Annotated in this window: 24 protein-coding genes; 10 read left to right on the top strand and 14 right to left on the bottom strand. The window is 64.9% G+C overall.

The features are described 5' to 3' along the window. Window positions 1–6 precede the first annotated feature (6 nt). The 14 genes from ftsH to secA form a co-directional block, all read right to left on the bottom strand. The gene (ftsH, locus tag CDI09_RS02700; protein WP_078524982.1) at window positions 7–1947 is read right to left on the bottom strand and encodes an ATP-dependent zinc metalloprotease FtsH; all 1941 of its coding nucleotides are present in this window, start codon (window positions 1945–1947) and stop codon (window positions 7–9) included. Window positions 1948–2079: 132 nt separating this feature from the next. Then, a complete protein-coding gene (gene tilS / locus CDI09_RS02695) occupies window positions 2080–3357 on the bottom strand; it encodes a tRNA lysidine(34) synthetase TilS (RefSeq protein ID WP_078524984.1) in 1278 nt (425 codons plus the stop codon). Window positions 3358–3372: 15 nt separating this feature from the next. After that, window positions 3373–4125: a tol-pal system YbgF family protein gene (locus CDI09_RS02690; protein ID WP_078524986.1), complete on the bottom strand. Its 753-nt coding sequence runs from the start codon at window positions 4123–4125 to the stop codon at window positions 3373–3375. 113 nt (window positions 4126–4238) lie between these two features. After that, window positions 4239–4712 (bottom strand): peptidoglycan-associated lipoprotein Pal, encoded by a 474-nt coding sequence (gene pal / locus CDI09_RS02685; protein WP_078524988.1) that lies wholly within the window; start codon window positions 4710–4712, stop codon window positions 4239–4241. A gap of 247 nt (window positions 4713–4959) precedes the next feature. After that, on the bottom strand, window positions 4960–6327 hold the full coding sequence (gene tolB / locus CDI09_RS02680) for a Tol-Pal system beta propeller repeat protein TolB (RefSeq protein ID WP_078524990.1): 1368 nt from the start codon (window positions 6325–6327) through the stop codon (window positions 4960–4962). A gap of 30 nt (window positions 6328–6357) precedes the next feature. Continuing rightward, complete coding sequence (locus CDI09_RS02675; protein ID WP_078524992.1) at window positions 6358–7350, bottom strand: energy transducer TonB; 993 nt, start codon at window positions 7348–7350, stop codon at window positions 6358–6360. A 30-nt stretch (window positions 7351–7380) separates the two neighbouring features. After that, on the bottom strand, window positions 7381–7812 hold the full coding sequence (gene tolR, locus CDI09_RS02670) for a protein TolR (RefSeq protein WP_078524994.1): 432 nt from the start codon (window positions 7810–7812) through the stop codon (window positions 7381–7383). A gap of 1 nt (window position 7813) precedes the next feature. After that, on the bottom strand, window positions 7814–8479 hold the full coding sequence (gene tolQ, locus CDI09_RS02665) for a protein TolQ (RefSeq protein WP_078524996.1): 666 nt from the start codon (window positions 8477–8479) through the stop codon (window positions 7814–7816). A gap of 201 nt (window positions 8480–8680) precedes the next feature. Continuing rightward, complete coding sequence (locus CDI09_RS02660) at window positions 8681–9100, bottom strand: YbgC/FadM family acyl-CoA thioesterase (RefSeq protein ID WP_078524998.1); 420 nt, start codon at window positions 9098–9100, stop codon at window positions 8681–8683. Beyond that, window positions 9087–10148 (bottom strand): Holliday junction branch migration DNA helicase RuvB, encoded by a 1062-nt coding sequence (ruvB, locus tag CDI09_RS02655; RefSeq protein WP_078525000.1) that lies wholly within the window; start codon window positions 10146–10148, stop codon window positions 9087–9089. Before ruvB ends, CDI09_RS02660 begins: the two co-directional genes overlap by 14 nt. Then, window positions 10145–10765 carry a Holliday junction branch migration protein RuvA gene (gene ruvA / locus CDI09_RS02650; protein WP_078525002.1) on the bottom strand — a complete coding sequence of 207 codons (621 nt, stop codon included), beginning with the start codon at window positions 10763–10765 and terminating at the stop codon, window positions 10145–10147. The genes ruvB and ruvA overlap by 4 nt, the downstream gene beginning before the upstream one ends. Continuing rightward, window positions 10762–11268 (bottom strand): crossover junction endodeoxyribonuclease RuvC, encoded by a 507-nt coding sequence (ruvC, locus tag CDI09_RS02645; RefSeq protein ID WP_078525004.1) that lies wholly within the window; start codon window positions 11266–11268, stop codon window positions 10762–10764. The genes ruvA and ruvC overlap by 4 nt, the downstream gene beginning before the upstream one ends. An 8-nt stretch (window positions 11269–11276) precedes the next feature. After that, on the bottom strand, window positions 11277–12026 hold the full coding sequence (locus CDI09_RS02640) for a YebC/PmpR family DNA-binding transcriptional regulator (protein ID WP_078525006.1): 750 nt from the start codon (window positions 12024–12026) through the stop codon (window positions 11277–11279). 66 nt (window positions 12027–12092) lie between these two features. After that, on the bottom strand, window positions 12093–14834 hold the full coding sequence (secA, locus tag CDI09_RS02635; protein WP_078525008.1) for a preprotein translocase subunit SecA: 2742 nt from the start codon (window positions 14832–14834) through the stop codon (window positions 12093–12095). 285 nt (window positions 14835–15119) lie between these two features. Here secA and CDI09_RS02630 point away from each other — a divergent pair, with 285 nt between their 5' ends. The 10 genes from CDI09_RS02630 to CDI09_RS02585 all read left to right on the top strand — a co-directional run bounded on the left by CDI09_RS02630 (window position 15120) and on the right by CDI09_RS02585 (window position 26467). Next, the gene (locus CDI09_RS02630; RefSeq protein ID WP_078525009.1) at window positions 15120–15983 is read left to right on the top strand and encodes a peptidylprolyl isomerase; all 864 of its coding nucleotides are present in this window, start codon (window positions 15120–15122) and stop codon (window positions 15981–15983) included. 85 nt (window positions 15984–16068) lie between these two features. Beyond that, window positions 16069–17304 carry a bifunctional glutamate N-acetyltransferase/amino-acid acetyltransferase ArgJ gene (argJ, locus tag CDI09_RS02625; RefSeq protein WP_078525011.1) on the top strand — a complete coding sequence of 412 codons (1236 nt, stop codon included), beginning with the start codon at window positions 16069–16071 and terminating at the stop codon, window positions 17302–17304. Between the two features lie 183 nt (window positions 17305–17487). After that, entirely contained in the window at window positions 17488–18090 is a 603-nt protein-coding gene (locus CDI09_RS02620) for an RDD family protein (protein WP_078525012.1), read from the top strand. 194 nt (window positions 18091–18284) lie between these two features. Next, window positions 18285–20888, top strand: coding sequence for a mechanosensitive ion channel domain-containing protein (locus CDI09_RS02615; RefSeq protein WP_205836677.1), 2604 nt, complete (start codon window positions 18285–18287; stop codon window positions 20886–20888). Next, window positions 20881–21615 carry a 2OG-Fe dioxygenase family protein gene (locus tag CDI09_RS02610; RefSeq protein WP_078525014.1) on the top strand — a complete coding sequence of 245 codons (735 nt, stop codon included), beginning with the start codon at window positions 20881–20883 and terminating at the stop codon, window positions 21613–21615. The genes CDI09_RS02615 and CDI09_RS02610 overlap by 8 nt, the downstream gene beginning before the upstream one ends. After that, a complete protein-coding gene (locus CDI09_RS02605) occupies window positions 21612–22673 on the top strand; it encodes a hypothetical protein (protein ID WP_078525016.1) in 1062 nt (353 codons plus the stop codon). The genes CDI09_RS02610 and CDI09_RS02605 overlap by 4 nt, the downstream gene beginning before the upstream one ends. A gap of 161 nt (window positions 22674–22834) precedes the next feature. After that, on the top strand, window positions 22835–24025 hold the full coding sequence (locus tag CDI09_RS02600; protein ID WP_408884483.1) for an ABC transporter permease: 1191 nt from the start codon (window positions 22835–22837) through the stop codon (window positions 24023–24025). Between the two features lie 5 nt (window positions 24026–24030). Further along, window positions 24031–24834, top strand: a complete 804-nt coding sequence (locus CDI09_RS02595; protein ID WP_078525018.1) for an ABC transporter ATP-binding protein — start codon at window positions 24031–24033, stop codon at window positions 24832–24834. Then, the gene (locus tag CDI09_RS02590; RefSeq protein ID WP_078525019.1) at window positions 24834–25796 is read left to right on the top strand and encodes an MlaD family protein; all 963 of its coding nucleotides are present in this window, start codon (window positions 24834–24836) and stop codon (window positions 25794–25796) included. Before CDI09_RS02595 ends, CDI09_RS02590 begins: the two co-directional genes overlap by 1 nt. Continuing rightward, complete coding sequence (locus tag CDI09_RS02585; protein WP_078525021.1) at window positions 25793–26467, top strand: PqiC family protein; 675 nt, start codon at window positions 25793–25795, stop codon at window positions 26465–26467. The genes CDI09_RS02590 and CDI09_RS02585 overlap by 4 nt, the downstream gene beginning before the upstream one ends. Window positions 26468–26649: the final 182 nt, after the last annotated feature.

Here is a 26649-nt window from a genome sequence, read left to right as displayed (position 1 = left end):
GCATTCCTAGCCAGCCGGGGCAGTCCCCACCCCGCCACCACCTTCCGGCGTGGGCAGCGGCGCCACCGGAGCGGAAGGCGCCGAAGGCGGCACGGAAGGACGGCGGTTCTCCGGCATCGGGTCATCCACCACCACGCGCTCGATCTTCTCGCCCCGCAACACCTGACGGATTTCCTCGCCAGTCAGGGTTTCATATTCCAGCAGGGCCGCGCCAAGGCGGTGAAGCTGGTCAATATGCTCGAGCAGCAGGCCGCGGGCGCGCTCATAGGCGGCATCGATCAGCTTGCGCACCTCGTTATCAATCTCGCGCGCCGTTTCCTCCGACACGTTCTTGTTCTGCGTCACGCTATGGCCAAGGAACACTTCCTGCCCGTTGCCGCCATAGGCCACCATGCCCAGCTTTTCGCTCATGCCCCACTCGGTCACCATGCGGCGGGCCACGTCGGTCGCCATCTTGATGTCGCCCGAGGCGCCGGTCGAGACATTGTCCGCCCCGAAGATGATTTCCTCCGCCGCGCGGCCACCCATGGCCAGCGTCAGCTTGCCGATGCACCACGAACGGCTTTCGGAGTAGCGGTCCTTCTCCGGCAGGCTCATCACCATGCCCAGCGCCCGGCCACGGGGAATGATGGTGGCCTTGTGCACCGGGTCGGAACCCGGCGTGAGAATGCCCACCAGCGCATGGCCGCCTTCGTGGTAGGCGGTCATCTTCTTCTCGTCCTCGCTCATGACAAGGGAGCGGCGCTCGGCGCCCATCATCACCTTGTCCTTGGCGTTCTCGAACTCGAGCATCGCCACCGTGCGCTTGCCCAGGCGGGCAGCCATGAGGGCGGCCTCATTGACCAGATTGGCCAGATCAGCACCCGAGAAGCCGGGCGTGCCGCGGGCAATGACCTTGGGGTCCACATCGGAAGCCAGCGGCACCTTGCGCATATGCACGCGCAGGATCTTTTCGCGGCCCGCCACATCGGGGTTGGGCACCACCACCTGGCGGTCGAAGCGGCCGGGACGCAGCAGGGCGGGGTCAAGCACGTCGGGGCGGTTGGTGGCGGCAATCAGGATCACGCCCTCATTGCTGTCAAAGCCATCCATCTCGACAAGCATCTGGTTGAGCGTCTGCTCACGCTCGTCATTGCCGCCGCCAAGGCCCGCGCCACGATGGCGGCCCACGGCATCGATCTCGTCGATGAAGATGATGCAGGGCGCGGCCTTCTTGCCCTGCTCGAACATGTCACGCACGCGGGAGGCACCCACGCCCACGAACATTTCCACAAAGTCGGAACCCGAGATGGTGAAGAACGGCACGTTCGCCTCACCCGCGATGGCGCGGGCGAGCAGCGTCTTGCCGGTGCCGGGAGGGCCTACGAGCAGCACGCCCTTGGGAATCTTGCCGCCAAGGCGGGTGAACTTCTGCGGGTCACGCAGGAAGTCGACGATCTCCTGCAGTTCGCCTTTGGCTTCATCAATGCCGGCCACGTCATCAAAGGTCACGCGGCCCTGCTTTTCGGTCAGCATCCGGGCGCGTGACTTGCCAAAGCCCATGGCCCGTCCACCGCCAGACTGCATCTGGCGCATGATGAAGATCCAGGCCCCCACCATGAGCAGCAGCGGCGCATAGTTGATAAGGTAGCGCAGGATGGGGTTGGTATCCGCCTCGAGCGGCTTGGCCACGACCTCCACGCCCTTTTCCGTCAGGCGGGAAATCAGGGTGGGGTCCTGCGGGGTATAGGTATCGAACGAGGTACCATCCGTCAGCGTGCCGGTGATGTTGTGTTCCTGCACCACGACAGAGCGAACATGCCCGCTGTTCACGTCTCCGATGAAATCGGAATACGCCAACTGCTGCGATGCATGCTGCACGCTTCCCGGCTGGAAGACATTAAACAGCAACAGCAGCAGGACGATGATGATAACCCACAGGAGCAAGTTCCGGCCGAAATTGTTCATCTTGTCCACTGTTCCATCCGCTGGCCCCCTCGCCCATGCCCCACAGCGGGCAGGCGAACAGACGCCACGTTCACTACGTCCTACCATACATAGGACGATCAGGGGATATTCACACCCCCACCCGCCAACCTTTTATGCCAGCCCGCCCGCAGCGGGGCGTCCGGCGCCGCCAAATACAGCACAGTCGAGCACGGGGTGGGGGGGCTGGTTCATAAAAACCGCATGGGCGGCGGCATGTTCCTGCGCACGCAGGCCCATGTGGGGCACGGCCTTGACCTGTCCATCATGCCATAGCGCGGGCAGCGTGCGCAACAGCCGCGCGGGCCAGCATGACCGCCCCCGGCCATGCGGCCACCACGCCGCCACCGGCCCCGCCGCCCCCACGCGCCAGCCCGGCGGCAGGGGGGGCGCATGCAGGATGAAACGCCGGTCCCATATGGCCCCGGCCTCGGCTGCCATCGGGGGCGCAAGACCTGCCTCCTCACGGGCCACGAGCCACTGCCCGTCCCGCCAGGGCATGAGGGCGACCCCGGCCAGCGTGGCCGCCCGGGGCCGGGCCGCAAGCGCTGCCACCGCCTCCCGCGCCGGGGCATAATCCCGCCCCCCCACCACGCGGATCAGGGCCGAAAGCAGCCGTGGCGGCGCAAGCTCCGGCGGCAGCACCACCCAGCCACCAGGGTGAAAACGGGCATGGGCGGCCAGCCAGCGGGCATCATGCATGTTGCGTGCCTGACGGGCCTGCCCGGCCTGCAGGGCATCAGCCACAAGCGTGCCTGCCAGAGGGGAATCTTCTGCCAGGGCATGACGCGCCCGGGCGCGGGCGGTGCGCAGGTCGGCGTTGGAGGGGTCTTCCACCCACTGCACGCCCGCAGCCTGCACCGTGGCATAAAGGGCAGCCTTGCCCACGCCCAGCAGGGGGCGGACGAGGCGCACATCCGCCATGTCCGTCGCCACCGCCATGGCGGCCAGCCCGTCATCCCCGCTTGCGGCCTGCTGGCGCATGAGCACGGTTTCCGCCTGGTCGCCCGCATGATGGGCCACCAGCAGGTCAAGCGCGCCAAGCGCGCGGCAGGCGGCGAACAGGGCCTGATAGCGCATGCGCCGGGCACGCTCGGCCATGCGGGGGCCACGCGCCAGCCCCTCAAGCACCAGCAGGCGGGCTGGCATGCCCAGCCGGGACAGGCGGGCTACCGTCTGCTCGGCCTCCTGCCGCGACTCGGCACGCAGCCCGTGGTCCACCACCAGCCCCACCACGTCAGGCCGCCAGCCCCGGGCCAGAATGGCCAGCGCCATGCTGTCTGCCCCGCCCGACACCGCAACGCATACAGGCGTGCCCGGCCCCGGCCAGGGGCCAAGAGTGGCCATGCAGGCAGCAAAACAGGCCGGGCTGACCGGGTTGGAAGGCTGCATGTGCCCTACTGGCAATCAGCTACATTTGGCGCGCTTGCGGTACACCAGTTCGGCAGCTTTGATGCGCGGGGCGGGCGCGGGAAATTCACTCGAAAGCTTGTCCAGCGCCTGACAGGCGGAGGCCTTGTCGTTCAGCGCCACCAGCGTTGCCGCAACACCGAGCAGGGCGCTCGGGGCGCGCTGGCCATGCGGGGCGCGGTTATAGGTATCGTAATAGGCAAGGGCCGACTGGCGATACTGCTTCTGCCCCGCCAGGGACTGGGCCATCAGATACTGGGCATCAACCTGTTTGGCCGATTTGGGGCCCGAGAGCACCTGCTGCGCATCGGCCTGCGCCGTGGCGTAATCATGCTGCAACAGCGCATCATTACCCGCCTTGAGCAGATCATCAGGGCTGCGCCTGGCTGCGGCAGGCGTTGCAGCCGGCGTCACGCCAGCTGCCGCCGTTACCGAAGCCGGAACTGCCGGGGCAGCGGCATGGCCACGCTGCTGCATGGCGAAATTCATGTCATCGATCTGCTTGCTCATGGCGGCGTTCTGCTGCTGCACCTGATTGGTCAACTGATCGATCTGGCCGCGCATCTCGCGCGTCTGCTCTTCCAGCGTGTTGACCCGGTCAAGCAGTTGCAGGGTCAGGTTATTACCGCTGTCAGCCGCATGTGCACTCGCCAGACAGGCCAGCGATACGCCACCTGCCAGCACGCCAACCCGCCCCAACCGTGAAAGCCGGCCCGGAACCGAAAGGAAACACGACATAACAGACAGCATGGACCATACCCTTCAAGCAACACTACGCACGTCTACCTAAAACAAAACCGGCCGAGCGATAAGCGCCCGGCCGGTTCCATACCGCCACACTTCGTTGAAGTGCTGGCAGAACCTTACTGCACCGCCGTGATGGCGTTGCGGTTCTGGGACCAGGAAGCCTCGTCATCGCCAACGGCGGTGGGGCGGTCCTTGCCATAGGAGATGGTGGTGATGCGCGATGCATCGACACCCTTGGCCACCAGGTAGTCATGCGCAGCGTTGGCACGACGCTCGCCCAGTGCGATGTTGTATTCCTCGGTGCCGCGATCATCGCAGTTACCGGCGATCTGCACATGTACCTGCGGGTACTTGGCGAGCCATGCGGCCTGCTTGTCGAGCGTTGCCTTCGCATCGCTGGACAGCGTGTTCTGGTTCAGCGCGAACAGCACGCGGTCACCTGCGGTCGCGACCAGATCGGCCTCGCTGCCGGGCACGGGGCCAACCTGCTGCTGCGTGGCAGCACCGGTGTTGACGTTCTTGTTCGCGTGGTCAGAACAGGCGGCGAGGAAGAGAGCCAGACCGGCCGCACCAAAAAGCTTCAGTTTCATTACTTTGGATCCTGGATCGGTTTCTTGTTTTGAAACCATTTGTTGAATTTCCGGATTTAAATATAGAACGGTCCCGAGTCTCGTTGCGCCCTGCCAAACAAATTGTAAAACAGAAACTCGCGATCGCTGGAAACCGCCACAAGCATAGCTGTCAAACCCGGTTTCAGTCAACGTGGAACAAACACATACCCGCCATTTGCCAAATGAGTGGGTTCTGGCGATGTGTTTGTCCAACACATTGAAAAAATTACTTATTTAGACCTGACCAGGCCGGATCAGATGCGCTGCCCGCAGGCAGAGCGCGTTCATGGAAGCCGGTTATGTCGATTGTATTGATACCTGTTGCAAATCCGGCACCATTTGCCCCGGCCGCGCTCTGGCGGCAGAACGCCAGCACGCGCCCGTTGGGGCAGAAAGTCGGGCTTTCCACCGTAAAGCCCTGGGTCAGGATTCGCTCTCCCGTCCCATCGGGCGCCATCACGCCAAGCGAGAAGCTGCCATTGGCGATGCGCGAGAACGCGATCAGATCTCCACGCGGCGACCATACGGGCGAGCCATAGCGCCCGTGCCCGTAGGAAATCCGCTTCGCCTCGCCGCCCGATGCACTCATGACATAGAGCTGCTGCGAGCCGCCACGATCGGAGTTGAACACGATCTGCGACCCGTCGGGACTGTAGGACGGACTGGTGTCAATCGCCCCGGACGAGGTGATCTGCCGGCGCGCCATCGTGGCGAGATCGACCACGAAGATGTCCGACCCGCCACCGCGCGTGACCGACAGGATGACCGACTGCCCGTTGGGGGCAAAACGCGGTGCAAATGAAATACCCGTAAAGTCACCAAGCAGTCTCTGCTGCCCGGTATTGAGGTTGAACAGGTAAACACGCGGCCTGTAGTTGGCATATGACATGAATGCCAGTTCGCTATTGGCCGGGTTGAAGCGCGGCGTGAGCGTCAGCCACTGCCCGTTGGTCAGGTAACGGCTGTCCGCCCCGTCCTGATCCATGATGGCAAGCCGCGTGACCTGGCGCGCGCGGGGGCCGGAGCGGGCGATGTAGGCAATGCGGGAATTGAAGTAGCCCTGCTCGCCAAGCAGGCGGCTGTAGATCACATCGGCAATCACATGCGCGATGCGGCGCCAGTCCTGACTGGCGGCCGTATAGGCCGTGCCCTGCAGCTGCTTGCCGGTCAGCACATCCCACAGGCGGAACTCGACGCGCAGGCTGCTGCCCTGCTCGACCACCTTGCCGGTCATGACCGCGCGCGCGCCCATCGACTTGTAGGTGGCGAAGGCGGGCGTGCCCTGCGGCATGCTGGCGCTGATGGGGCGGAACAGGCCGCAATTACCCAGATCAGCCGAGATCACATCCGTGATCTGCTGGGCCACGCCACTGCCAAGCGAGGGCAGGACAATGGGAATGGGGGCGGTACGCGCCTGATCGACCGTGATTTCGGCCGCACCCGCATCCTGTGCGTGGGCAGCGCCCGCCGCGAACAGCGGCGTGGCCATAAGCCCCCCTGCAACACCCGCACCCATGAAACCACGCCGGCTGAAGGCCGATGCCAGCCGTGCGGCATCATCATCCGGGATCAATGGCTTTACGCTTGACATCATTTTCCTCTCCTCGCCTTCGTCCGCTTTGTATCAGGGACGGAATACGAATTTCAGTTGCCGGGTCTGGCCCAGCAGGTTCTGCGGAATGGGCAGCTTGGCACAGGTCGGGCTGAGCACCGCATCACGCGCGCGTTCGGCCAGCGCGCGATACGACGGGTCAGCCGCCATCTGCGCCTGCGTCTGCGGCGCGAATTCCACAAGCCGCGCCGTGCCGGTGCCATCCACGGTCACGACCAGATGCGCTACAAACTGGGCATAATTACGCGCCGCCGTATCTTCCGAGTAGCAGCGCCGTACGGAACTGCCGATGGCCTTCTGCTCGGTGGCGGTCATGGAGCTGGTAATATCGCCATCGGGCGAGCCACCACCATCAGGCGCGCCACCCTGCTGCGGGTTGGGCCTGGCCTTGGGCGGATGGGTCTGCTTCTGGTCCGCGCGGAAGGCATCGAGCGTTGCCAGCAGCGAGTGCGTATCGGGCACGGTTTTCTTCGCCTCGTTGGGCTGCGTGGTGCGCGACTGCTGCTGAACCTTGGGCGCTGCCGTCGGGTCCGGCTGCGCCGAGGGCGGCACGGGCGCATGCGCCTGCGCGGGGGCCGCCTTGGGCGGCGTGGGCGGCAGGGGCACCGCATCGGGCGAAGGCGTCTGCTCACGCGGCGGCGTTGGCGCGTCCGGCACGGGTTTGGACACCTGCTGCGGCGGCGGCATGGGGGGCGGTGGCGGCGGGGGAGGCGCCGCCTCCTCGTTGGGTTCCTTTTCAGGCGGTGTGGGCGAAGGCGGCGCCTCCTGCCTCACCGGAGCGGGCGCAGGCGCGGGTTTGGGGGCCGGCCTGTCGCCCTTGTGGGGTGTTGCCGTGCCTGTATCGGCCGCGAATTCCATTTCGATGGTGGGCGGTGGCGGTGGCTCCTTGGGCACCGGCACCGGCAGCCTGAGCAGCACGGCCACCAGCAGGGCAAAATGCAGCCCGCCCGAAACCAGGATGGAACGCCGCATGAGGATGCGTTCGGAACGACGCGGTGGGACCACGATCAGACGGCTCCTGGCATCAGATTCTGTTTAGTGACCGGGTGGCTGCTGGGCCAGCAGGGCCACATGCGTAAAGCCACCCGCCGTGATCTGCCCCATGATCTGCATGACACGGCCATAATCGATATGCTGGTCGCCGCGCACGAAAATACGGTGCTCGCTGTCATTCTGCGCGGCTGCCCTGAGCTGGTCCACCAACTGGTCCTGCGACACGGGTTCATCGCCCAGGTACAGGTCGCCATTGGAGCGGATCGACACCGTGATGGGCTTGGTGTCGGTATTGACCGGAGCTGCATCCGTCTTGGGCAGGTCAACGTTCACGCCGCTGGTCATCATGGGCGCCGTCACCATGAAGATGATGAGCAGCACCAGCATCACGTCCACCAGTGGAGTGACATTGATCTCGGCCATGGGGCGCCGCTTGCGCCGCCGCCCCCGCAGGTCGCCCAGGCTTGCCCCCATGTTACGCGCCCCTTTCTTCCGACTGGCGCGACAGGATGGCGGCGAACTCGGTGCCGAACGCATCCAGCCGGTCCTCGAACACGCTCATGCTGTTGCTGACCACGTTATAGGCGATCACGGCGGGAATGGCCGTGACAAGACCGATGGCGGTGGCGAACAGCGCCTCGGAAATACCGGGAGCCACGACCGAAAGATTGGTGTTGTGCATGGCCGCGATCGAGCCGAACGCGTGCATGATGCCCCACACCGTGCCGAACAGGCCGATGAAGGGCGCCACCGGCCCGATGGTGGCGAGGAAGATGATCCAGCGGTTCAGCCGGTCCATCTCGCGCGTAATCGTAATGGCCATGGCGCGGTTGACGCGGTCCTGCACGCCGCCATGCACCAGGTCGATGCCCGAAATGCGCGAGGAACGCCGCCATTCGCCCATGGCCGCGCCAAACACGGCGGCCATCGGGTGCACGGGCTTGGCGCCATCGGATTCGTACAGATCCTCAAGGCTGCCACCGGCCCAGAAGCGCTCCTCGAAATCGTTGGCCTGCCGGTTGACCCGGCGGATGGTGGTGAATTTATCAAAAATGATGGCCCAGACAATCACGCTGCTGGTCACCAGCCCGATCATGACGAGCTTGACCACAATCGAGGCGTGCATGAACAGCGCCCACATTGAAAGATCACCCGCTGCAGCACCCAGATTCGCTGCATTAACCGCTTGGTCCAAATACGCCTCCTGCCCACCTTGGCCGTTCGCTCAAACACGAAGATTGCCCGTTTGGCAAGCCACGGCCAACCTGCTTTCCGCACAGCCCTGCGCCACGGTCAACCCATGACACAAAAAGAACACATGCCCTGCATGGCTTTGTTACGTTCAGCCGACCAGCCCGCGCAACAGATCACGCCATAACGGCGGAAATCGGGCCGCGCGCCCGTCGGCTGCCCGCACGCAGGCCAGCCGCACATCCAGCGTGCCACAATCAGGTTTTTCAGCCGCCCCTGCCCGGTGAAAGGTCTGGAGCAGCCTGCAACTTGCAGCGCCCAGTTCCGTCAGGCGAGTCGTAACGCACACGATGTCATCAAGCCGCAGGGGGGCGCGGTAGTCCATGGCGGCATGGCGCACCACGAAGGCCAGGCCGAAATCATCCAGCAGGTCGGCGGCCGAGTGCCCCTGCGCGCGAATGGCCTCGGTGCGGGCGCGCTCGCCAAAGGCGAGGTAGCGGGCGTGATAGACCACGCCGCCCGCATCCGTATCCTCGTAATAGATGCGGAAATCAATACTATGCTGAACCATCAGTCCCCTCTCCGAGCAGGTCGCCCTGGCCGGGCACGCGGGCGGGGGGCTGGAGGCCCAGATGCCGCCAGCCCCGCTCGCCCAGCATGCGGCCGCGACTGGTGCGTAGCACAAGCCCTTCCTGAATCAGGTAAGGCTCGATCACGTCTTCGAGCGTGTCACGCGCCTCGGCCAGGGCGGCGGCCAGCGTCTCGACCCCCACCGGGCCGCCATGATGGTATTCGGCAATGCGGCGCAGGTAGCGCCGGTCCATGCCATCAAGCCCCATCGAATCGACCTCGAGGCGGGATAGCGCGGCATCGGCCAGCGCGCGGTCAACCGGGCCGCGCCCCGCCCGCGCCACGGCGGCGAAGTCGCGCACGCGGCGCAGCAGGCGGCCTGCGATGCGGGGCGTGCCGCGTGAGCGACGGGCGATTTCCTCCGCCCCTTCCGGTGTCAGGTCGAACTCCAGCTTGCGCGCCCCGCGTGAGACGATCTGGCACAGTTCCTCGGGCGTGTAGAACACCAGCCGCAGCGGAATGCCAAAGCGGTCGCGCAGCGGCGTTGCCAGCAGCCCCGCCCGCGTGGTCGCGGCCACCAGCGTGAACGGCGAAAGGTCGATGCGCACGGAACGCGCCGCCGGTCCCTCGCCAATAATCAGGTCGAGCTGAAAATCTTCCATCGCCGGGTAAAGCACTTCCTCAATGGAGGGGTGCAGGCGGTGAATTTCATCAATGAACAGCACGTCGCGCGGCTGGAGGTTGGTCAGGATGGCGGCCAGATCTCCCGCGCGCTGGATGACCGGCCCCGACGTGGCGCGAAAGCCCACCCCGAGTTCGCGCGCCACGATCTGCGCCAGCGTGGTCTTGCCCAGGCCCGGCGGGCCATGCAGCAGCACATGGTCCAGCGCATCGCCGCGCTGGCGGGCGGCGGCGATGAAGATGGCCAGATTCTCGCGGCTGGCCTTCTGGCCGGTAAAGTCATCGAGCGTCTGCGGGCGCAGGCTGCCTTCGTTGCCGTCTTCCTCCGCCCGGCGGGCGTCGATCTCGCGCTCGGGGTGCTCACTCATCGGGCCAGTTCCTTCAGCGCGTCACGGATCACCACATCAAGGTTCACATCACCCTCGAAGCGGTCGATTACGCGCTCGACCACAGGCTGCGCCTCAGCCCGCCTGAAGCCAAGGCCGGACAGCGCCAGCACTGCATCCGCCGCAATGCTGCGCGGCGTGGGCACAGTAATGGTCACACCCGGCACGCCGCCACCCGCAGGCGCACCCGTGGGCATGCCCTCGCACTTGTCGCGCAGTTCGGTCACGATGCGCTGGGCCAGCCGCGCGCCCACGCCGCCCGCACGGGTGAGCATGGTTTTGTCGCCACTGCCAATGGCCATCATCAGTTCAGGCGGCGGCAGCACCGACAGGATGGCCAGCGCCACCTTGGCCCCAACCCCCTGCACGGTGGTGAGCAGGCGGAACCATGAGCGCTCGGATGCCTCGGCAAAGCCGTAGAGCAGGATCGCATCCTCGCGCACCACGGTCTCGACCAGCACAAGGGCCAGTTCCGGCGGCTGCGGAAGGGCCGCGAGCGTGCGGCTCGAGGCCTGCACAAGGTAGCCCACGCCACTGACATCAATCACGCAGCGATCGGCCTCGACCTGTGCCAGCAGGCCGCGCAGCTGCGCGATCATGCCATCCTCGTGGCGTTGGCGATGTGGGCGGCACTGGCGCGGTGATGGGCGTGGCAGATGGCCACCGCCAGCGCATCCGCCGCATCGGCGCGCCTGAGCAGGGCGGTGGGCAGGATACGGCGGACCATCATGCTGACCTGCTCCTTGGTGGCGGCACCCGTGCCCACCACCGCGCGCTTGACCGTCTTGGCGCCATATTCGGCGACCGGAATATCAAGCAGCATGGGCACCAGCAGCCCCACGCCACGGGCATAGCCCAGCTTGAGCGTGGCGGCGCCATTGCGGTTGACATAGGTTTCCTCCACCGCCGCTTCATCGGGGGCGAAGTTGCGGGTCAGCTCCAGCAGCGCATCATGCAGGTGGCGCAGGCGCTCGGGCACGGATAGCGCCGAATCGGTAGCAATCACGCCATCGGCCACGTGGCTCAGCCGGTTGCCCTGCGCCGTTATCACCCCCCAGCCCGTAAAACGCAGGCCGGGGTCGATGCCCAGGATGCGGACCACAGGCCGGATCAGGCCGAGAGCTTTTCGGCCACGTCGTCCGGCACGTCAAAATTGGCGTACACGGCCTGCACGTCGTCATGGTCTTCCAGCGTGTCGATCAGCTTGAACACGCTGCGGGCCTTGTCCTCATCGAGTTCGACCGTGTTGGACGGCCGCCAGTCCAGCTTGGCGGAAGCGGGTTCGCCAAAGCGGGTTTCCAGCGCGTCACGCACGGCGAAGAAGGATTCGACCGGACAGGTCACCTCATGCATGCCGTCCACGGTCTCGACATTTTCGGCGCCGGCCTCGAGGCCCGCCTCGATCAGGTCATCCTCGCTCGCGGCATCGAGCGGATAGGCGATCACGCCAAGGCGGCTAAACATGAACGAGACCGAATTCGTCTCGCCCAGCGAACCGCCATGCTTGGAGAACGCGGCCCGCACATCAGACGCGGTGCGGTTGCGGTTATCCGTCAGCCCCTCCACGATCACGGCCACACCTGCGGGGCCATAGCCTTCGTAACGGACCTCGGTGTAGTCATCGCCACCGCCCGCGCCGCTGGCCTTCTTGATGGCGCGCTCGACCGTATCCTTGGGCATGTTCACTTCACGCGCGGCCGAGATGGCGGCGCGCAGGCGCGGGTTCATGGCCGGGTCAGGCATGCCCTCGCGCGTGGCCACGGTAATTTCACGGATGACCTTGGCAAACTGCTTGGCCCGCTTGGCGTCCTGCGCGCCCTTGCGGTGCATGATGTTCTTGAATTGGGAATGACCTGCCATCGTTCGTCCCTGATCGTGTTGTTCTTGGTTACTGTCTTGTCTATCGGCCCGGGTGGGGCTGGCCGTTCAGACCAGCCGCCCGTGGCAATGCTTGTATTTCTTGCCCGACCCGCACGGGCAGGCCGCATTGCGCGAGACCTCGCCCCAGCTTGACGGGTCATCGGGCATGATGGCCGCGGCCCCGATCGGCCTGCCCATGGCGGGATCGGGCAGGTTGCCCTGCGCATCCGGCATGAGGCCGGGGCCCGGCTCGTTCTCCAGCCCCGGCACCTCGGGGTCGGCATGGATTTCGGCAACACCGGCGAAGGGGTTGTCGATAGGCGGCGGCGCAATTTCCACCCGCGCCATGGAGGAGGTCACGCGCGCGCGCAGGTGGTCGAGCATGGCGTTGAACAGCTCGAACGCCTCGTGCTTGAACTCGTTAAGCGGATCCTTCTGCCCATAGGCGCGCAGGCCAATGCCCTGGCGCAGCTGGTCAAGGGCGAGCAGATGCTCCTTCCACACCGCATCAAACGTGGTCAGCAGCACCTGCTTTTCCACAAAGCGCATGACGGACGGGCCAAAATTGGCGGCCCGGCTGGCCTGCGCCTGAGCCGCGGCCTGCTCGATGCGCTCGGTCACCACCGTGCCATCCACGCCATCTTCCTCCGCCCACTCCCTGATGGGCAGCGTCAGGTTGAGCGCGGTCTGCACATCGTGGGCCAGCTCATCCTTGAGCCACTGTTCGGGGAAGGATTTCTCGGGGATGCGGCGGGCCACGATCTCGTGGATCACGTCCTCGCGCATTTCGGTGATGATGGGCGAAAGGTCTTCCGCCGCCATGTATTCGCGGCGCTGGGCGTACACTTCCTTGCGCTGGTCGTTCATCACGTCATCATATTTGAGCGTGTTCTTGCGCATGTCGAAGTTGCGGGCCTCGACCTTTTTCTGCGCGCGCTCAAGGGCCTTGTTGATCCAGGGGTGAACGATCGCCTCCCCTTCCTTCAGGCCCAGCTTCTGCAGGATGTTGCCCATGCGGTCGGTGCCGAAGATGCGCATGAGGTCATCTTCAAGCGAGATGAAGAAGCGTGAATTGCCCGGATCGCCCTGCCGCCCGGCGCGACCGCGCAGCTGGTTGTCGATACGGCGGCTTTCATGGCGCTCGGTGCCGATCACGTACAGGCCACCCGCCTTTCGCACAATATCGTGATCGCGCGCCACGGTCGCGCGCAGGGCCTCTTCCTGCCGGGCGCGCTCCTCTGGGTCTTCAATGCCGCCGAGCTTCTGGCTGATCAGCATGTCCACGTTGCCGCCGAGCTTGATGTCGGTGCCGCGCCCGGCCATGTTGGTGGCGATGGTGATGGCCCCCGGCGCGCCCGCCTGCGCCACGATCTCGGCCTCAAGCTCATGGAAGCGGGCATTGAGCACGCTGTGCTTGATGCCGTTCTTGCGCAGCAGCGAAGAGAGATGCTCGCTCTTCTCGATCGAGGTCGTGCCGACGAGCACCGGCTGGCCCGAAGTGCTGCTGATTTCCTTGATCAGGGCGGCGACCGCCTCGTATTTCTCGCGCGCGGTGAGATAGACCTCGTCATCATCGTCCTTGCGGGCGACAGGCAGGTTGGTCGGGATCTCGATGACGTCGAGCTTGTAGATATCAGCGAATTCATCGGCTTCCGTCATGGCGGTGCCGGTCATGCCCGACAGGCGCGGATACATGCGGAAGTAGTTCTGGAAAGTGATGGAGGCGAGCGTCTGGTTTTCCTGCTGCACCTCCACATGTTCCTTGGCCTCGAGCGCCTGATGCAGGCCATCGGAGTAGCGGCGGCCTTCCATCATGCGGCCGGTGAACTCATCGATGATGACCACCTTGCCGCCGCTTACGATGTAATCCACATCGCGCGTGAACAGCGTGTGCGCGCGCAGCGACTGCTGCACGTGGTGGATTACCGCCACGTTCTGGCTGTCATACAGGCCGCCATCATGCAGCACGCCAGCATTGCGCAGCAGCTCCTCAACCTGCTCGGCACCTTTTTCGGTCAGGATGACGGAGCGGAATTTCTCGTCCTTTTCATAGGCCTCGGGGTCAGCCACGAGGGCGACCATCACTTCATCGACCGAGCGGTAGAGGCCGGAACTGTCCTCGGCGGGGCCGGAGATGATGAGCGGGGTGCGGGCCTCGTCGATCAGGATCGAATCGACTTCATCGACGATGGCATGGTGGAAGGGCCGCTGGACCATGTCTTCCACGCGGTATTTCATGTTGTCGCGCAGGTAGTCGAAGCCGAATTCGTTATTGGTGCCGTAGGTAATGTCGGCGCGGTAGGCGGCGCGGCGCTCGTCCTCGGGCATGTTGGGTACGACCACGCCCACGCTCAGCCCAAGGAAACCATAGAGCTTGCCCATCTGCTCGGCATCGCGGCTGGCGAGGTAGTCATTCACGGTCACAACATGCACGCCCTGCCCCGCAAGCGCGCTGAGATAGACGGCAAGGGTGGCGACAAGGGTCTTGCCCTCGCCGGTGCGCATTTCCGCAATCTTGCCATCATGCAGCACCATACCGCCAATGAGCTGCACATCGAAGTGGCGCATGCCCAGCACGCGCTTGGCCGCCTCGCGGCACACGGCAAAGGCTTCGGGCAGAAGGGCGTCAAGGCTTTCGCCCCTGGCGATGCGGGCGCGGAATTCCGGTGTCTTGGCGGCAAGGGCGGCGTCATCCAACGCCTGGACCTGCGGCTCAAGCGCGTTGATTGCGGGCACGCGCCGCTGATACGATTTCAGCGCCCGGTCATTGGCGGTTCCGAACAGGGCGCGGGCAATACTGGCGAACATGAAGACCTTCCCGGAATGACATTCCCGCACGCCCGCAACACAATAACTGGCGGGGACGGGGCAGGCGTGCGGATAAAATTCTCGCGCGGAGACATGAGATAGGACCCACGCCGCCACGGGTCAACCGATGGACCGCAGCGCCATGGAAAAAGCGGGGGAAAACGGCCATCCGCCATACGGCCCTTGCAGGGCGGGCCGCCCTTCGCCATGATGCCTGCCGAACGCGTTCATAACTAGGGTTTTTTGCACATGCGGACTATCAGTCCGGCAAAGGCTGTCGCAACGATGGCCCTGCTTGCTTCCTCTTTCATCATTCCTCCTGCAATGGCGGCCTCCCCCGCGCCGGCGGCGCCCGCCGCACCGGCCACGGCGGACCAGAATCCGCTGCTCGCCAGCGTGAACGGGCAGGACATCCGCCTCAATGACGTGCGGCAGGCCATGGCCACGATGCCCGAGCAGCTGCGCAAGCTGCCCGACAACATCATCGTGCCGATCCTGCTCAACCAGCTCGTTGACCAGCGCGCCATCCAGCTTGCCGCCACGAAGGCCGGGCTCGACAAGCAGCCCGACGTGCAGCAGCAGATGCAGCAGGCCTCGCAGGGCGCGCTGCAGAATGCCTACCTGTCGGCCCAGGTCGCCCCGACCCTGACCGATGATGCGGTCAAGGCGTATTACGACAAGAACTACGCCAACAAGCCGGGCGCTGAAGAAATTCATGCCCGCCACATCCTGGTCCAGACCGAGGCCGAGGCCAACGATGTAATCAAGCAGCTCAAGGGCGGCGCCGATTTCGGGCAGCTGGCCACCAAGCTGTCGAAGGATCCCGGCTCGGCCAAGCAGAATGGCGGCGACCTCGGCTGGTTCAAGAAGGGCGACATGCTGCCGACATTCTGGGATGCGGCGTCTTCCATGCAGCCCAACAGCTACAGCCAGACCCCGGTGCACACCCAGTATGGCTGGCACGTGATCCAGGTGCTTGGCAAGCGCACGGCGCCCACCCCCACGCTTGACGCAACGCGCGACCAGATCCGCCAGAAGCTGATCCAGGACGGCGTGCAGAAGGCGGTTGCCAACGCGCTCGCACAGGTCAAGGTCGTGCGCTACGGCCCCGACGGCAAGCCCCTGCCTGAAAACCAGCCCGCCCACTAAAAGCGGCCTGCCGCGCGGCGGGGTCCATGCCCTGCCGCGCCACCTGAGTCCCTATCCCCGCCCCTGCACCGGAAGCCGACCGACCATGGCCAAAGCCCTGCCCGTCTCCCCCCTTGCCCAGCCCCTGCCCGAACTGCCAGCACTGGCTGGCGTGCGTTTTGGCGCGACCGAGGCCGGCATCCGCTACAAGGGGCGCACCGATCTGGTCATGGCTGAATTCGCACCGGGCACGACGGTGGCGGGCGTCTATACAAAAAGCAAATGCCCCGGCGCACCGGTGGACTGGTGCCGCGCCGCCATGGCCGATGGCCGGGCGCGTGCGCTGGTGGTCAATGCGGGCAACGCCAATGTCTTTACCGGCCGGGCCGGGTTTGAAGCGACACAGGCCAACGCGGCGGATGCCGCGCGCCTGGTCAACTGCGCCGCAAGCGAGGTGTTCCTCGCCTCCACCGGCGTGATTGGCGAGGTCCTGCCCTACCAGAAGATTTCGGCCGCCCTGCCCGGCCTGTACGCCACCCTCTCGGCTGATGGCTGGGCGGATGCCGCGCGTGGCATCATGACCACCGACACCTTCCCCAAGGCCGCGACCCGCACGGCGAAGATCGGCGACACCACGGTGCGCATCCAGGGCATTGCCAAGGGCAGCGGCATGGTCGCACCCGACATGGCCACCATGCTCGCCTTTGTCGCGACCGATGCGAAGCTGCCCGCCAGCGTGCTCCAGTCCTTCCTGACCGAGGGCGTGAACCGCAGCTTCAACTGCATCACGGTGGATTCGGACACCTCCACCTCCGACATGGTGCTGCTGTTCGCCACAGGCCAGGCGGGCAATGCCGGGATCACCGACCCCGCCTCGCCCGCACTGGCCCAGTTCCGCGCGGCCCTTGATTCGCTGCTGCTGGAACTGGCGCTGCTCGTCATCCGCGATGGCGAGGGAGTGACCAAGATGATGCATGTTGTCGTAACCGGTGCGACGTCGGATGAATCAGCCCACAAGGTGGCGATGGCCGTAGCCAACTCGCCACTGGTCAAGACCGCCGTAGCGGGCGAGGACGCCAACTGGGGCCGCGTGGTCATGGCGGTGGGCAAATGCGGCGAGCCCGCCAACCGCGATACGCTTTCCGTTGGCATTGGCGGCACATGGATCGCACAGAACGGCACCGTGGTGCCTGATTATGATGAAACTCCGGTGGTAGCCCACATGAAGGGCAAGGAAATCGAGATCACGATTGACCTTGGCCTGGCCAACGGCACGGCGCAGGCGTGGGGATGCGACCTGACGCATGGCTATATCGACATCAACGGCTCCTATCGCAGCTAACAGGAAGTAAAAGTTCCTGGGCGTCGGCCTTTGGGAAAAAGCTTCATCAAGAACTTTCTTGTGTTTTGACACAGCCGCCGGGCCTGTCTGATGGATGGAGCGTTTTTCCTGCTTCCGCTGCGCCCCGAGCAATGGCATTGCTGTACGGGTGACCCCCTTGGCAGCCAGACAGGAATGCCCTGCATGACGAACCCGTTTTCCCGCCCTGCCTCCCCCACCGAGATCTGGACCTATGCCGGGTTCTGGATGCGTGTGGTCGCCCATGTGATCGATGGCATCGTGCTCTGGGCGGTGCTGGGGCTTATGGGCCTGCTGCTGGTGCCGCCCAGCCTTTCTGTATCGGTGTTCGACCCGCAGGTGACTGGCGGCAGCGGTGGTGACTACCGCATCTCCTACATCGAGCCAGCGGGCTATACGCAGGCCGACTACACCATTGTCTCGAGCATGCCCCACCTGCACTGGAACGGGAACGGGCTGTTCGAGCTGACATCGCTCCTGCTGCCCGCGTTCTATTTCATCCTGTTTGAATCCTCGCGCTTTCAGGCCACGCCCGGCAAGCTGGCGTGCCAGATGCGCGTGACCGACCTTTATGGCAACCGGATCACGCCGCTGCGCGCGGCGGGGCGCTATTTTGGCAAATATCTCTCGACGCTACTGCTTGGCATAGGCTTCCTCATGGTCATGTGGACGCAGCGCAAGCAGGCGCTGCACGACATTCTGGCCGGTACCTGCGTGATCCGGCGCGAGGCCCGCGCCCTGGCCCCACAGCCCCCGCAATGGGGCTGAAAAACGCAAAAAAGGCATGCCAAGGATGCAACCATGCAGGCTTTGGCAATCTTTTGTCCTGATATTGCATGTTTTCAGGCGGTAAGATGGCACACCCCCGCGCAGTGATGGGCGGGGGTGCTGTGTCATTCGACAGGGGAGCCTGACCCCGCTCCGGCGGGGCTTTAATATTTTCAAGGAGGTGAACAATCGGCATGTCAGCCCATTTCACGACGCGCGCCCATCCCGTATCCAGACAGTCCCGACGGGGCGGCATCCTGACAGTGCTGGCGGCTTTCCTGCTCGCCCTCCTGCCCTGCATTCCCCACGCCCATGCCGCCGATCCCGGCACCGCGGCCGCCCAGGCCACGGGGCAGACCATCACCGCCCAGCAGGCCCAGCAGGTGCTCGCGGTGATGAACGACCCGCAGAAGCGCGAGGAATTCACCCACACCCTTGACGCCATCGCCAAGGGTCTGCCCGCGCCGACCACGCCTGCCGCAGCCCCGGCACCTGCCCCGGCTCCCGCCAAGAAGGCTGCCGCAGCCAAGTCCGACGTGGAAGTCGAGCCAGGCAGCATCAGCAGCGAAACCATGAACGAGCTGAGCCATATCCGCGATATCGCGCTGAAGCAGGGCCAGAACTTCATGGCGCTGTTTGCCGATCTGGCCTTCGTGGGGCGGTGGGTGCACTCCATCCTGTCCAATACGGATTCACGCCAGATCCTGCTGGATGCGATGGGGCGCGCTGGCATCATCTTCATCCTCGCCCTCGTGGCCGAGCGTGGCCTGTCCATTGCCCTGCGCAAGCCGCTTGCCGGCGTGACCGCGCGCGCGGTGGCCACCGAGCAGCGCCTGAACCAGCGCCTCGCGCGCGAGGACCAGGCCGATGCCGACCAGCCTACTCCCCCGCCCGCCACCGCAGCCGATGCCCAGGCCGAACAGCAGACCGAGCAGACCCGCGAGCAGGATGACCGCAAGCAGCATGAAACGCTGCGCATCATCACGCGCATTCCCTATTCCCTGCTGCATTTCCTCATCAAGCTGCTTCCGGTCGCCCTCTTCTTCGGGCTGGGCTATGGCGCCTCCGCGCTGTTCGCCACCACCCACCAGGCGGCGATGGTCACCATCACGCTCACCAACGCCTATGTCATCGCGCGCGTGATCTACCTGCTGCTCGAGACCGTGTTCGTGCCGCACTCGCCCACCATCCGCCTGTGCAGCGCATCCGATGCAACGGCGCGCATGGTCACGCGGTGGTGGAACTTCCTTGTGGCCGCGCCTTCCATCGTGGTCTGCCTGTCCACGCTTGGCGGCGTGTTCGACATGCCCGCCCGTGGCACCGAGGCCATCATCCGCGCCGTGGTGCTGATCGAGCACATGCTCATCGCCATCTTCATCTGGCGCATCCGCCACCATGTGGGCGCGGCGCTGCAGCCCTCGGGCCGCCTGCGTGACAAGCCGTTCTGGATGTTCGTGGGCAAGATGGTCCGCTTCTGGTGGATCCCGGCCATGTTCTTTGACTTCGCGCTGTGGCTGGTCTGGGCTACCCAGATCCAGGGCGGCTATGCGTGGATCCTGCGCACGCTGTCACTGACCATTGTGGTCATACTGGGCGCGCGCCTGCTCTCGGTGCTGGCCTTCAGCCTGCAGAACAAAATCTTCCACGTGCCCGAGGCAACCGAGAAGCGCTATCCCGGCCTGCAGGCCCGCGTGGACTACTACTACCCCATGGCGCGGCGCACGCTGTCGGTGCTGCTGGTGTTCTTCACGGTCGTGCTGCTGCTGCAGTCATGGGGTCTGCCGGCCATCCGCTTCTTCGTGCATGGCTCGCTGGGCACCAAGATCGTGGGCGCGATGCTGACGATCATGATCGCCTACACCATCGCCATTGTGGTGTGGGAAGTGGCCAACGCAACCCTGCAGAACCAGATCACCCGCTTCGAGACATCGGACCAGGCCTCCCGCGCGACACGGCTGCGCACGGTGCTGCCGATCATCCGCACGGTGCTGCTCACCTTCATCATCATCATCGTAACCGTGACCACCCTTTCGCAGATCGGCATCAACGTCGCCCCGCTGCTTACGGGTGCGGGCATCATGGGTGCGGCCATCGCGTTCGGTTCCCAGAGCCTGGTCAAGGACTTCATCACCGGCTTCTTCATGCTGGTTGAAAACGCCATGCAGGTGGGCGACTGGGTCACGGCGGGCGCCGTTTCAGGCACGGTGGAGCATCTGTCCATCCGCACGCTGCGGCTGCGCGCGGTGAACGGGGACCTGCACATCATCCCGTTCTCGTCGGTCACCTCGATTGCCAATACCTCGCGCGACTACAACCTCGTGGTGGTCAGCTTCATGCTCGACCTGTCGGAAGACCCGCACCGGGTGGCTGCAATCCTGCAGGATGAACTGGCGATCCTGCGCAAGGACCATGTGTATGGCCCGCTCATCAAGTCGGACTTCTCCTTCCTCGGGCTGGAACAGGCTGATGGCAATGGCTCCAAGTTCCTTGGCTCCATCCGCACCTCGCCGGGATCGAAGTGGAAGGTCTACCGCGAGTATTACAGCCGTCTGAGCGCGCGCATGGTGAAGGAAAAGGTCAAGTTCCCGATCCCGACTTCGATGAACCTGCTGACCAACGGCCCCTCCGGCACGCTGCAGATGAACATGGAGGAGAACTTCCCCAGGGCCGCCCTCGACAGGCCCGCGCAGCCTGAAACCGGAGACAGCGCAACCGATGCGCCAAAGGTTGAAGGCCCCAAGGCCGAAAACCCCGAAGCGGACGCCGCGCCAAAGGGAAATGACTCCACCCATGGCTGAGGATACGGCAAGCGCTCTGGCCCGCCTTGAGGCTCCCCTGCGCGCGGATGGCTTCGCCTTCGTGCCCGCGGGGGCCATGCGCGCCCTGCTTGGCCAGCAGGCCGTGGCGGACTGGGCCAGCTTTGCCGCAAGCTGGAACCGGCTGGGGCTGGACCGCTACATGGCCGATGGCGGGCGCTACCGCCGCCGCCGCCATGCCACCTTCGCCATCAGCGCCGGGGGCATAAGCCGCAAGAAGCACCAGCCCCATTACCAGAGCCGCGACTACAACGAGCTCAATGGCGGCATCGAGCGCTGGTTCCGCGCCATCGAGCCCGAGATGGGCGCCCACCCTGCCCTGCTGGCCATATTGCAGCTCATGCACCGCATCGTGACCGACCTGAGCGAACCCGCAAACCGGCCCGACGTGTGGCATACCGAGGTGCACCAGTTCCGCATCGAGGCGCTGGAGAACAACCCCGGCCAGCCCACGCCCGAGGGCCTGCACCGCGATGGCGTGGACTGGGTGATGGTAATCATGGTGCGGCGTGAAAACGTCATGTCGGGCGAGACCTCCATCCATGACCTGCAACGCACCCTGCTGGGCGGGTTCATGCTCGACCAGCCGCTTGATACGGCGGTGGTCAATGACAACCGCGTCTATCATGGCGTGACGGCGGTGCGCCCGCTCGACCCCACCCGCCCGGCCTACCGTGATGTTCTGGTCGTGACGTTCCGCCATCAATGAGGCGGCCCACGCGGGCGGGGCAGGCAGGCCCATGGCGGCGCTTTGCCCTGCTGGCCCTGCTGGCGACAGTGGTGACGGGAGGCGGGCTCTACCTGTTCATCGTCACGGTTGACCCGTGGAACATCCTGCCCTTCTCGCCGCGGCTTGCGCGCATACCCGTCACGTCCAACGCCCGCTACACCATGCCCGCGCTGGCGCGCGCGCCACGGTTTGATTCCGTCATCATCGGCACCTCGACCAGCCGCCTCATGCAGCCTGCCGTGCTGGGGCCGCCGCTGGGCGCGCATTTTCTCAACATGGCCATGAACAGCGCCAGCCCGTGGGAGCAGTCGCGCGAACTCGACGCTTTTCTGCGGGCTCATCCGGTCCCGCGCATTATCATGATCGGCATCGACGCCGCCTGGTGCCACCCCCGCCCCGGTAGCCTGAGCGGCCCCAACCGCCCCTGGCCGGAATGGATGTACGGCCACCCCGCATGGATGGGCTACCTGCACATGGCCAGCCTGTATGCCCTGCAGGAAGCGGCCAATGAGTTCTGGTGGCTGGCCGGGCGCAAGGCCCAGCGCTTTGGCACCGATGGCTATACCAGCTTCGTGCCGCCCGACGGGCAGTACGACCCCGCCCGCGTGCAGGCCATTTTCAGCCGCTGGGCCCCGCCAGACAATACCCCTGCCCCGCCCGGCATGGCCGAAACCCCGCCACCAGGCATGGACCTGCTGGCTGACATGCTGGCGCGCATGCCTGCCGCCACGCTGCGCGTGGTGTGGTTTCCACCCGCCTCGGACTTTCTGCACGGCACGCCCGGCAGCGTGGCCGATGCGCGACTCAAGGCCTGCCGCCTGGGCGTAAGCCGGGTGACAGATCCCCGCCGCGACACGCTCGTGCTCGACTTCAACCATGACACCGCCCTGACCGGAAACCGGGACAATTTCTGGGATCCGCTGCATTACCGCCAGCCCGTCGCCCGCCGCGTCATGGCCGACATCACTGCCGCCATCATGACCGGGCATGTGGATGACCCTGTGGTGGACATGCCCCACGCCCCCACCCCGCCCTGAGCACAGGCGCGCCAAAGCCATGCGCTGCCATCGCGGAGCCTTCACGGCAGCGGGGCTTGTGCCGGGCGGGTCATCTGGTATTGAAAACAGAACACCGTGAGAGACCCGCCACCTGCCTGCCAGCAAGCAGGCGGATGACGAGAACGGGGATCGTTTTGTGCATGCCGCCCCGCAACCGGGTGGGCGAGGTTGCGGCACTGAGGTTGGAGAGGCTGGTGAAAACGTCCGTCAATGGTGCGCCGCAATGGCATCTGCAGCCCGAGGCGAACCGGACCCTTGTCACATTATCCGGGGACTGGATTGCACAGCAGGGCCATCTTCCCGACTTTCCGGAATCCGGGTTCAGGGATGTGCCACACGGCGAACCGGTTGAATTCAGCACCGACCAGCTTGGCAAATGGGATACCTCGCTGATCAGCTTCCTGTGGGAGCTCAAGCGCACCGCCCGCGAAGACAACGTGCAGCTGCGCATCGACACCCTGCCGGAATCCGCGCGCAAGCTGCTCGACCTGCTGCCCGAAATCCCGCCCACACCCGCGCCACCGCCGCCACATAAATTCCAGCCCGTCACCGCCGTGGGCCAGTTCACGCTCGATACGCTGAACGAGGTCGGCTGCGTGAGCGAAATGGGGGCCGCCGCCGCCAAGGGCGGGTTTGCCGCCGTGGTGGGGCGCGGCATGATGCGCACCGTCGATCTCATGTCCGACCTGAGTGCGGCGGGGCCTGCGGCGCTGCTGATCGTGGGCGTGGTCAACTTCCTTGTCGGCGCGATCCTGGCCTTTGTGGGGTCGGTGGAACTGCACAAATTCGCGGCCGACATCTATGTGGCAAGCCTCGTGGCCATTGCCATGGTGCGCGAAATGTCAGCGGTGATGACGGCCATCATCATGGCGGGCCGCACCGGTGGCGCCTATGCCGCGCGCATCTCCACCATGCAGGCCAATGAGGAAATCGACGCGCTGCAGGTGTTCGGCATTCCGGTTTCGAGCTACCTGATCCTGCCCTCGGTGCTGGCGCTGGCCTTCACCATGCCGCTGCTTTACCTCTATGGCTGCCTGATCGGCATGCTCGGCGGGTTCTTCGTCTCCTACATCATGCTCGACGTCTCGCCGCTGGGTTACTTTCATGAAACCCTGCATGCTCTGCCGCTTGACCAGTTCACCTTCGGCTTCATCAAGAGCCTCGTGTTCGGCACCTTCATCGGGCTGACAAGCTGCCGCATCGGCCTCAAGGCCGGGCGGAGTGCCGCCGATGTGGGCATCGCGGCCACCAAGGCCGTGGTGGTGGGCATTGTGGGCGTGATCGCGCTTGATGCGGTGTTCGCGGTTATTGCCAATGTTATCGGGATCTGATCACCATGAATAACCAGATGCCCTCCACCGATGACCGCCCCGTCATGATCGACGTGAATGACGTGACACTGGCCTTCGGCTCGCGCGTGATCCAGCATGATGTCTCGTTTCAGGTCCGGCGCGGCAGCATCTTCGCCGTGATGGGCGGTTCGGGCTGCGGCAAGAGCACGCTGCTCAAGAGCATGATCGGCCTGCTGCGCCCCACGCACGGCACCTACATGGTGCAGAAGGATGATTACTGGTCCGGTGATGATGAAAGCCGGGTCAAGATCGGGCGGCGCTTTGGCGTGCTGTTCCAGAGCGGGGCGCTGTGGAGTTCGATGACCGTGGGCGAGAACGTGGCGCTGCCCATGCAGATGTTCACCAAGCTTGAACCGCATGTCATCCGCCAGCTTGTCGAGCTCAAGCTGGGGCTTGTGGGCATGCTGCACGCCATTGACCAGTATCCGTCCGAGCTCAGCGGCGGCATGCGCAAGCGCGCGGGGCTGGCGCGCGCCATGTCGCTCGACCCCGATATCCTGTTCTTCGACGAACCTTCGGCCGGGCTCGACCCCATTACCTCGGCAAGGCTCGATGAGCTGATCCTGAACCTGCGCGACGGGCTCGGCGCCACGATCATCATCGTCAGCCACGAGCTGTCCAGCCTGTTCCATATCGCTGATGATGGCATCTTTCTGGATGCCGACCAGAAAACCGCCATCGCCCATGGCTCGCCCACCTGGCTGCGCGACCACTGCACCGACCCCACGGTGCATGCCTTCATGCACCGTGAACAGCTGGACAGTTCCGGCACCCATGGAAACGGGTAATGCCGATGCCCGGCAGGCAGACACTGATCGGCGCGGTCGTGCTCGGGGTGGCGGCCGTGGGGCTTGGCGTGCTGGCGGTCAAGGGCAACCTGCCCCTGCCCGGTCGCAGCAGCGAGGCCGTAGTGGTGTTTGAAAGCCCCACGAACGGGCTTGATATCGGCTCACCGGTCAATTTCCGCGGGGTGCCGGTGGGCGCTGTCGAGCGGATTACGGTCAAGGTGGACCCGGTCGATCACCACACCTACATGCCGGTCTATATCCTGTTCGACCCGGCCCATGCGCCGGGACGGGGCGACCTGCCGCCGCTGCCGCAACTCGTGGCCAACGGGCTGCGGGCGGACATGATGCTGCACAGCCTGGTCACGGGCCAGACCGAACTGGACCTCGACCTCGACCCCGGCACGCCGGCGCGCCTGCACCCCGACCTGATGACCGACCTGCCCGAAATACCGATGGGCCAGACCGCGCTGCAGCAGCTTGAAGCCATGATGGTTTCCACCTCCATGCAGGGGCTGCGCCACGACCTGGCCGCCGCCCTTGCCAGCGTGCACAGGCTCGCAATCGACATGAACGACACCATGCCGGGCATGATGACCAGTATTCATGACACATCGGCGCACAGTGACGTGGCGGTGCGCCAGATCCGCGCCGCCGTGATTGATGCACAAAACCGGGCCAACGTGACCATAAACAAGCTGGACAGGCTGATTGCCACCAACACCCACCAGTTCGAGGGCCGCCGTGCCGAACTGCTGGCGCTCATTGCCAACACAAGGCAAACCATGGCGCAATCGCGTGAAACCCTTGCCAGCCTGCGCGCCCTGCTCGACCCGCAATCGCGCGACAGGCTCAATCTGGACGATATGATGCGTGATATTATGGAAGCAGGCTACGGGCTGCGCGGATTCGCCAATGAAGTCGAAAGTAATCCGCAACTTCTGCTGATGGGACGCAATCAATGAAAACGCGCCAGCCCGCTCTCTCCCTTTCGCGCCTGTATCCGGCCCTGCGGGCGGGGGGTGGCCTGCTGCTGTCAGCCATGGTGCTGTCGGCCTGTTCCTCGGCACCCGTGCGCTTTTACACGCTGGGCGCGCCTGCCATCGCCACGGGGGCGGAAGCCACCTCCACCACCCCCATTACTGACAGCACGCCAGTCATTGAGGTCGAGCGCGCCCGCCTGCCTGACTATCTGGACAGCCAGGACATCATGGTGCGCAATGGCCACGAGATCGAGCGCAGCGGGCTGGGCCGCTGGGCCAGCCGTCTTTCCGTGGGGGCGACCGACCTGATAACGGCGCGCCTTGCGCAGAAATGGCCGAACCTGTTCGTGACCGACCAGCCCCAGCCTGACCGCCCCACCTGGCGGCTGCAGCTCAATATCAGCCGCCTTGATGTGAGCCGCGATGGTTCCTCCGCGCTGAATGCGGACTGGGCCATCATTCCGCAGGATTCGCGCCAGCCCATCCAGCGCAACCGCACCATCATTCTGGGCAGCGGGGCGACTGGCAGCAATGACAACATTGCCAAGGTGACCGAGGGCCTGCTGAACCAGCTGAGCGACCGCATTGAGGCGAGCTGGCCCACGACAGCGGCAGAACCGGCCGCCAGCACCCGCCGCCACGGGCGGAGCTGAAGTATATTTTGCATGAAGCTCGTTTTAAAACGCTTCAGGGAATGCCGCTTTTATTGAAAACAGGCGGCACCCAAAAGCCTTTACCATTTTTATATTTATCAAAATACAATTCATGGGATTGAAAACTGGCTGAAAGGCCAGTTCGAATTCGGTGAAGCTGTTATTTTGAAGTCACCCCCTGA

It is taken from the genome of Komagataeibacter nataicola, assembly GCF_003207795.1.
In the GTDB taxonomy this organism is placed as follows: Bacteria; Pseudomonadota; Alphaproteobacteria; order Acetobacterales; family Acetobacteraceae; genus Komagataeibacter; species Komagataeibacter nataicola.
This window is presented reverse-complemented; position numbering and strand designations above follow the sequence as displayed.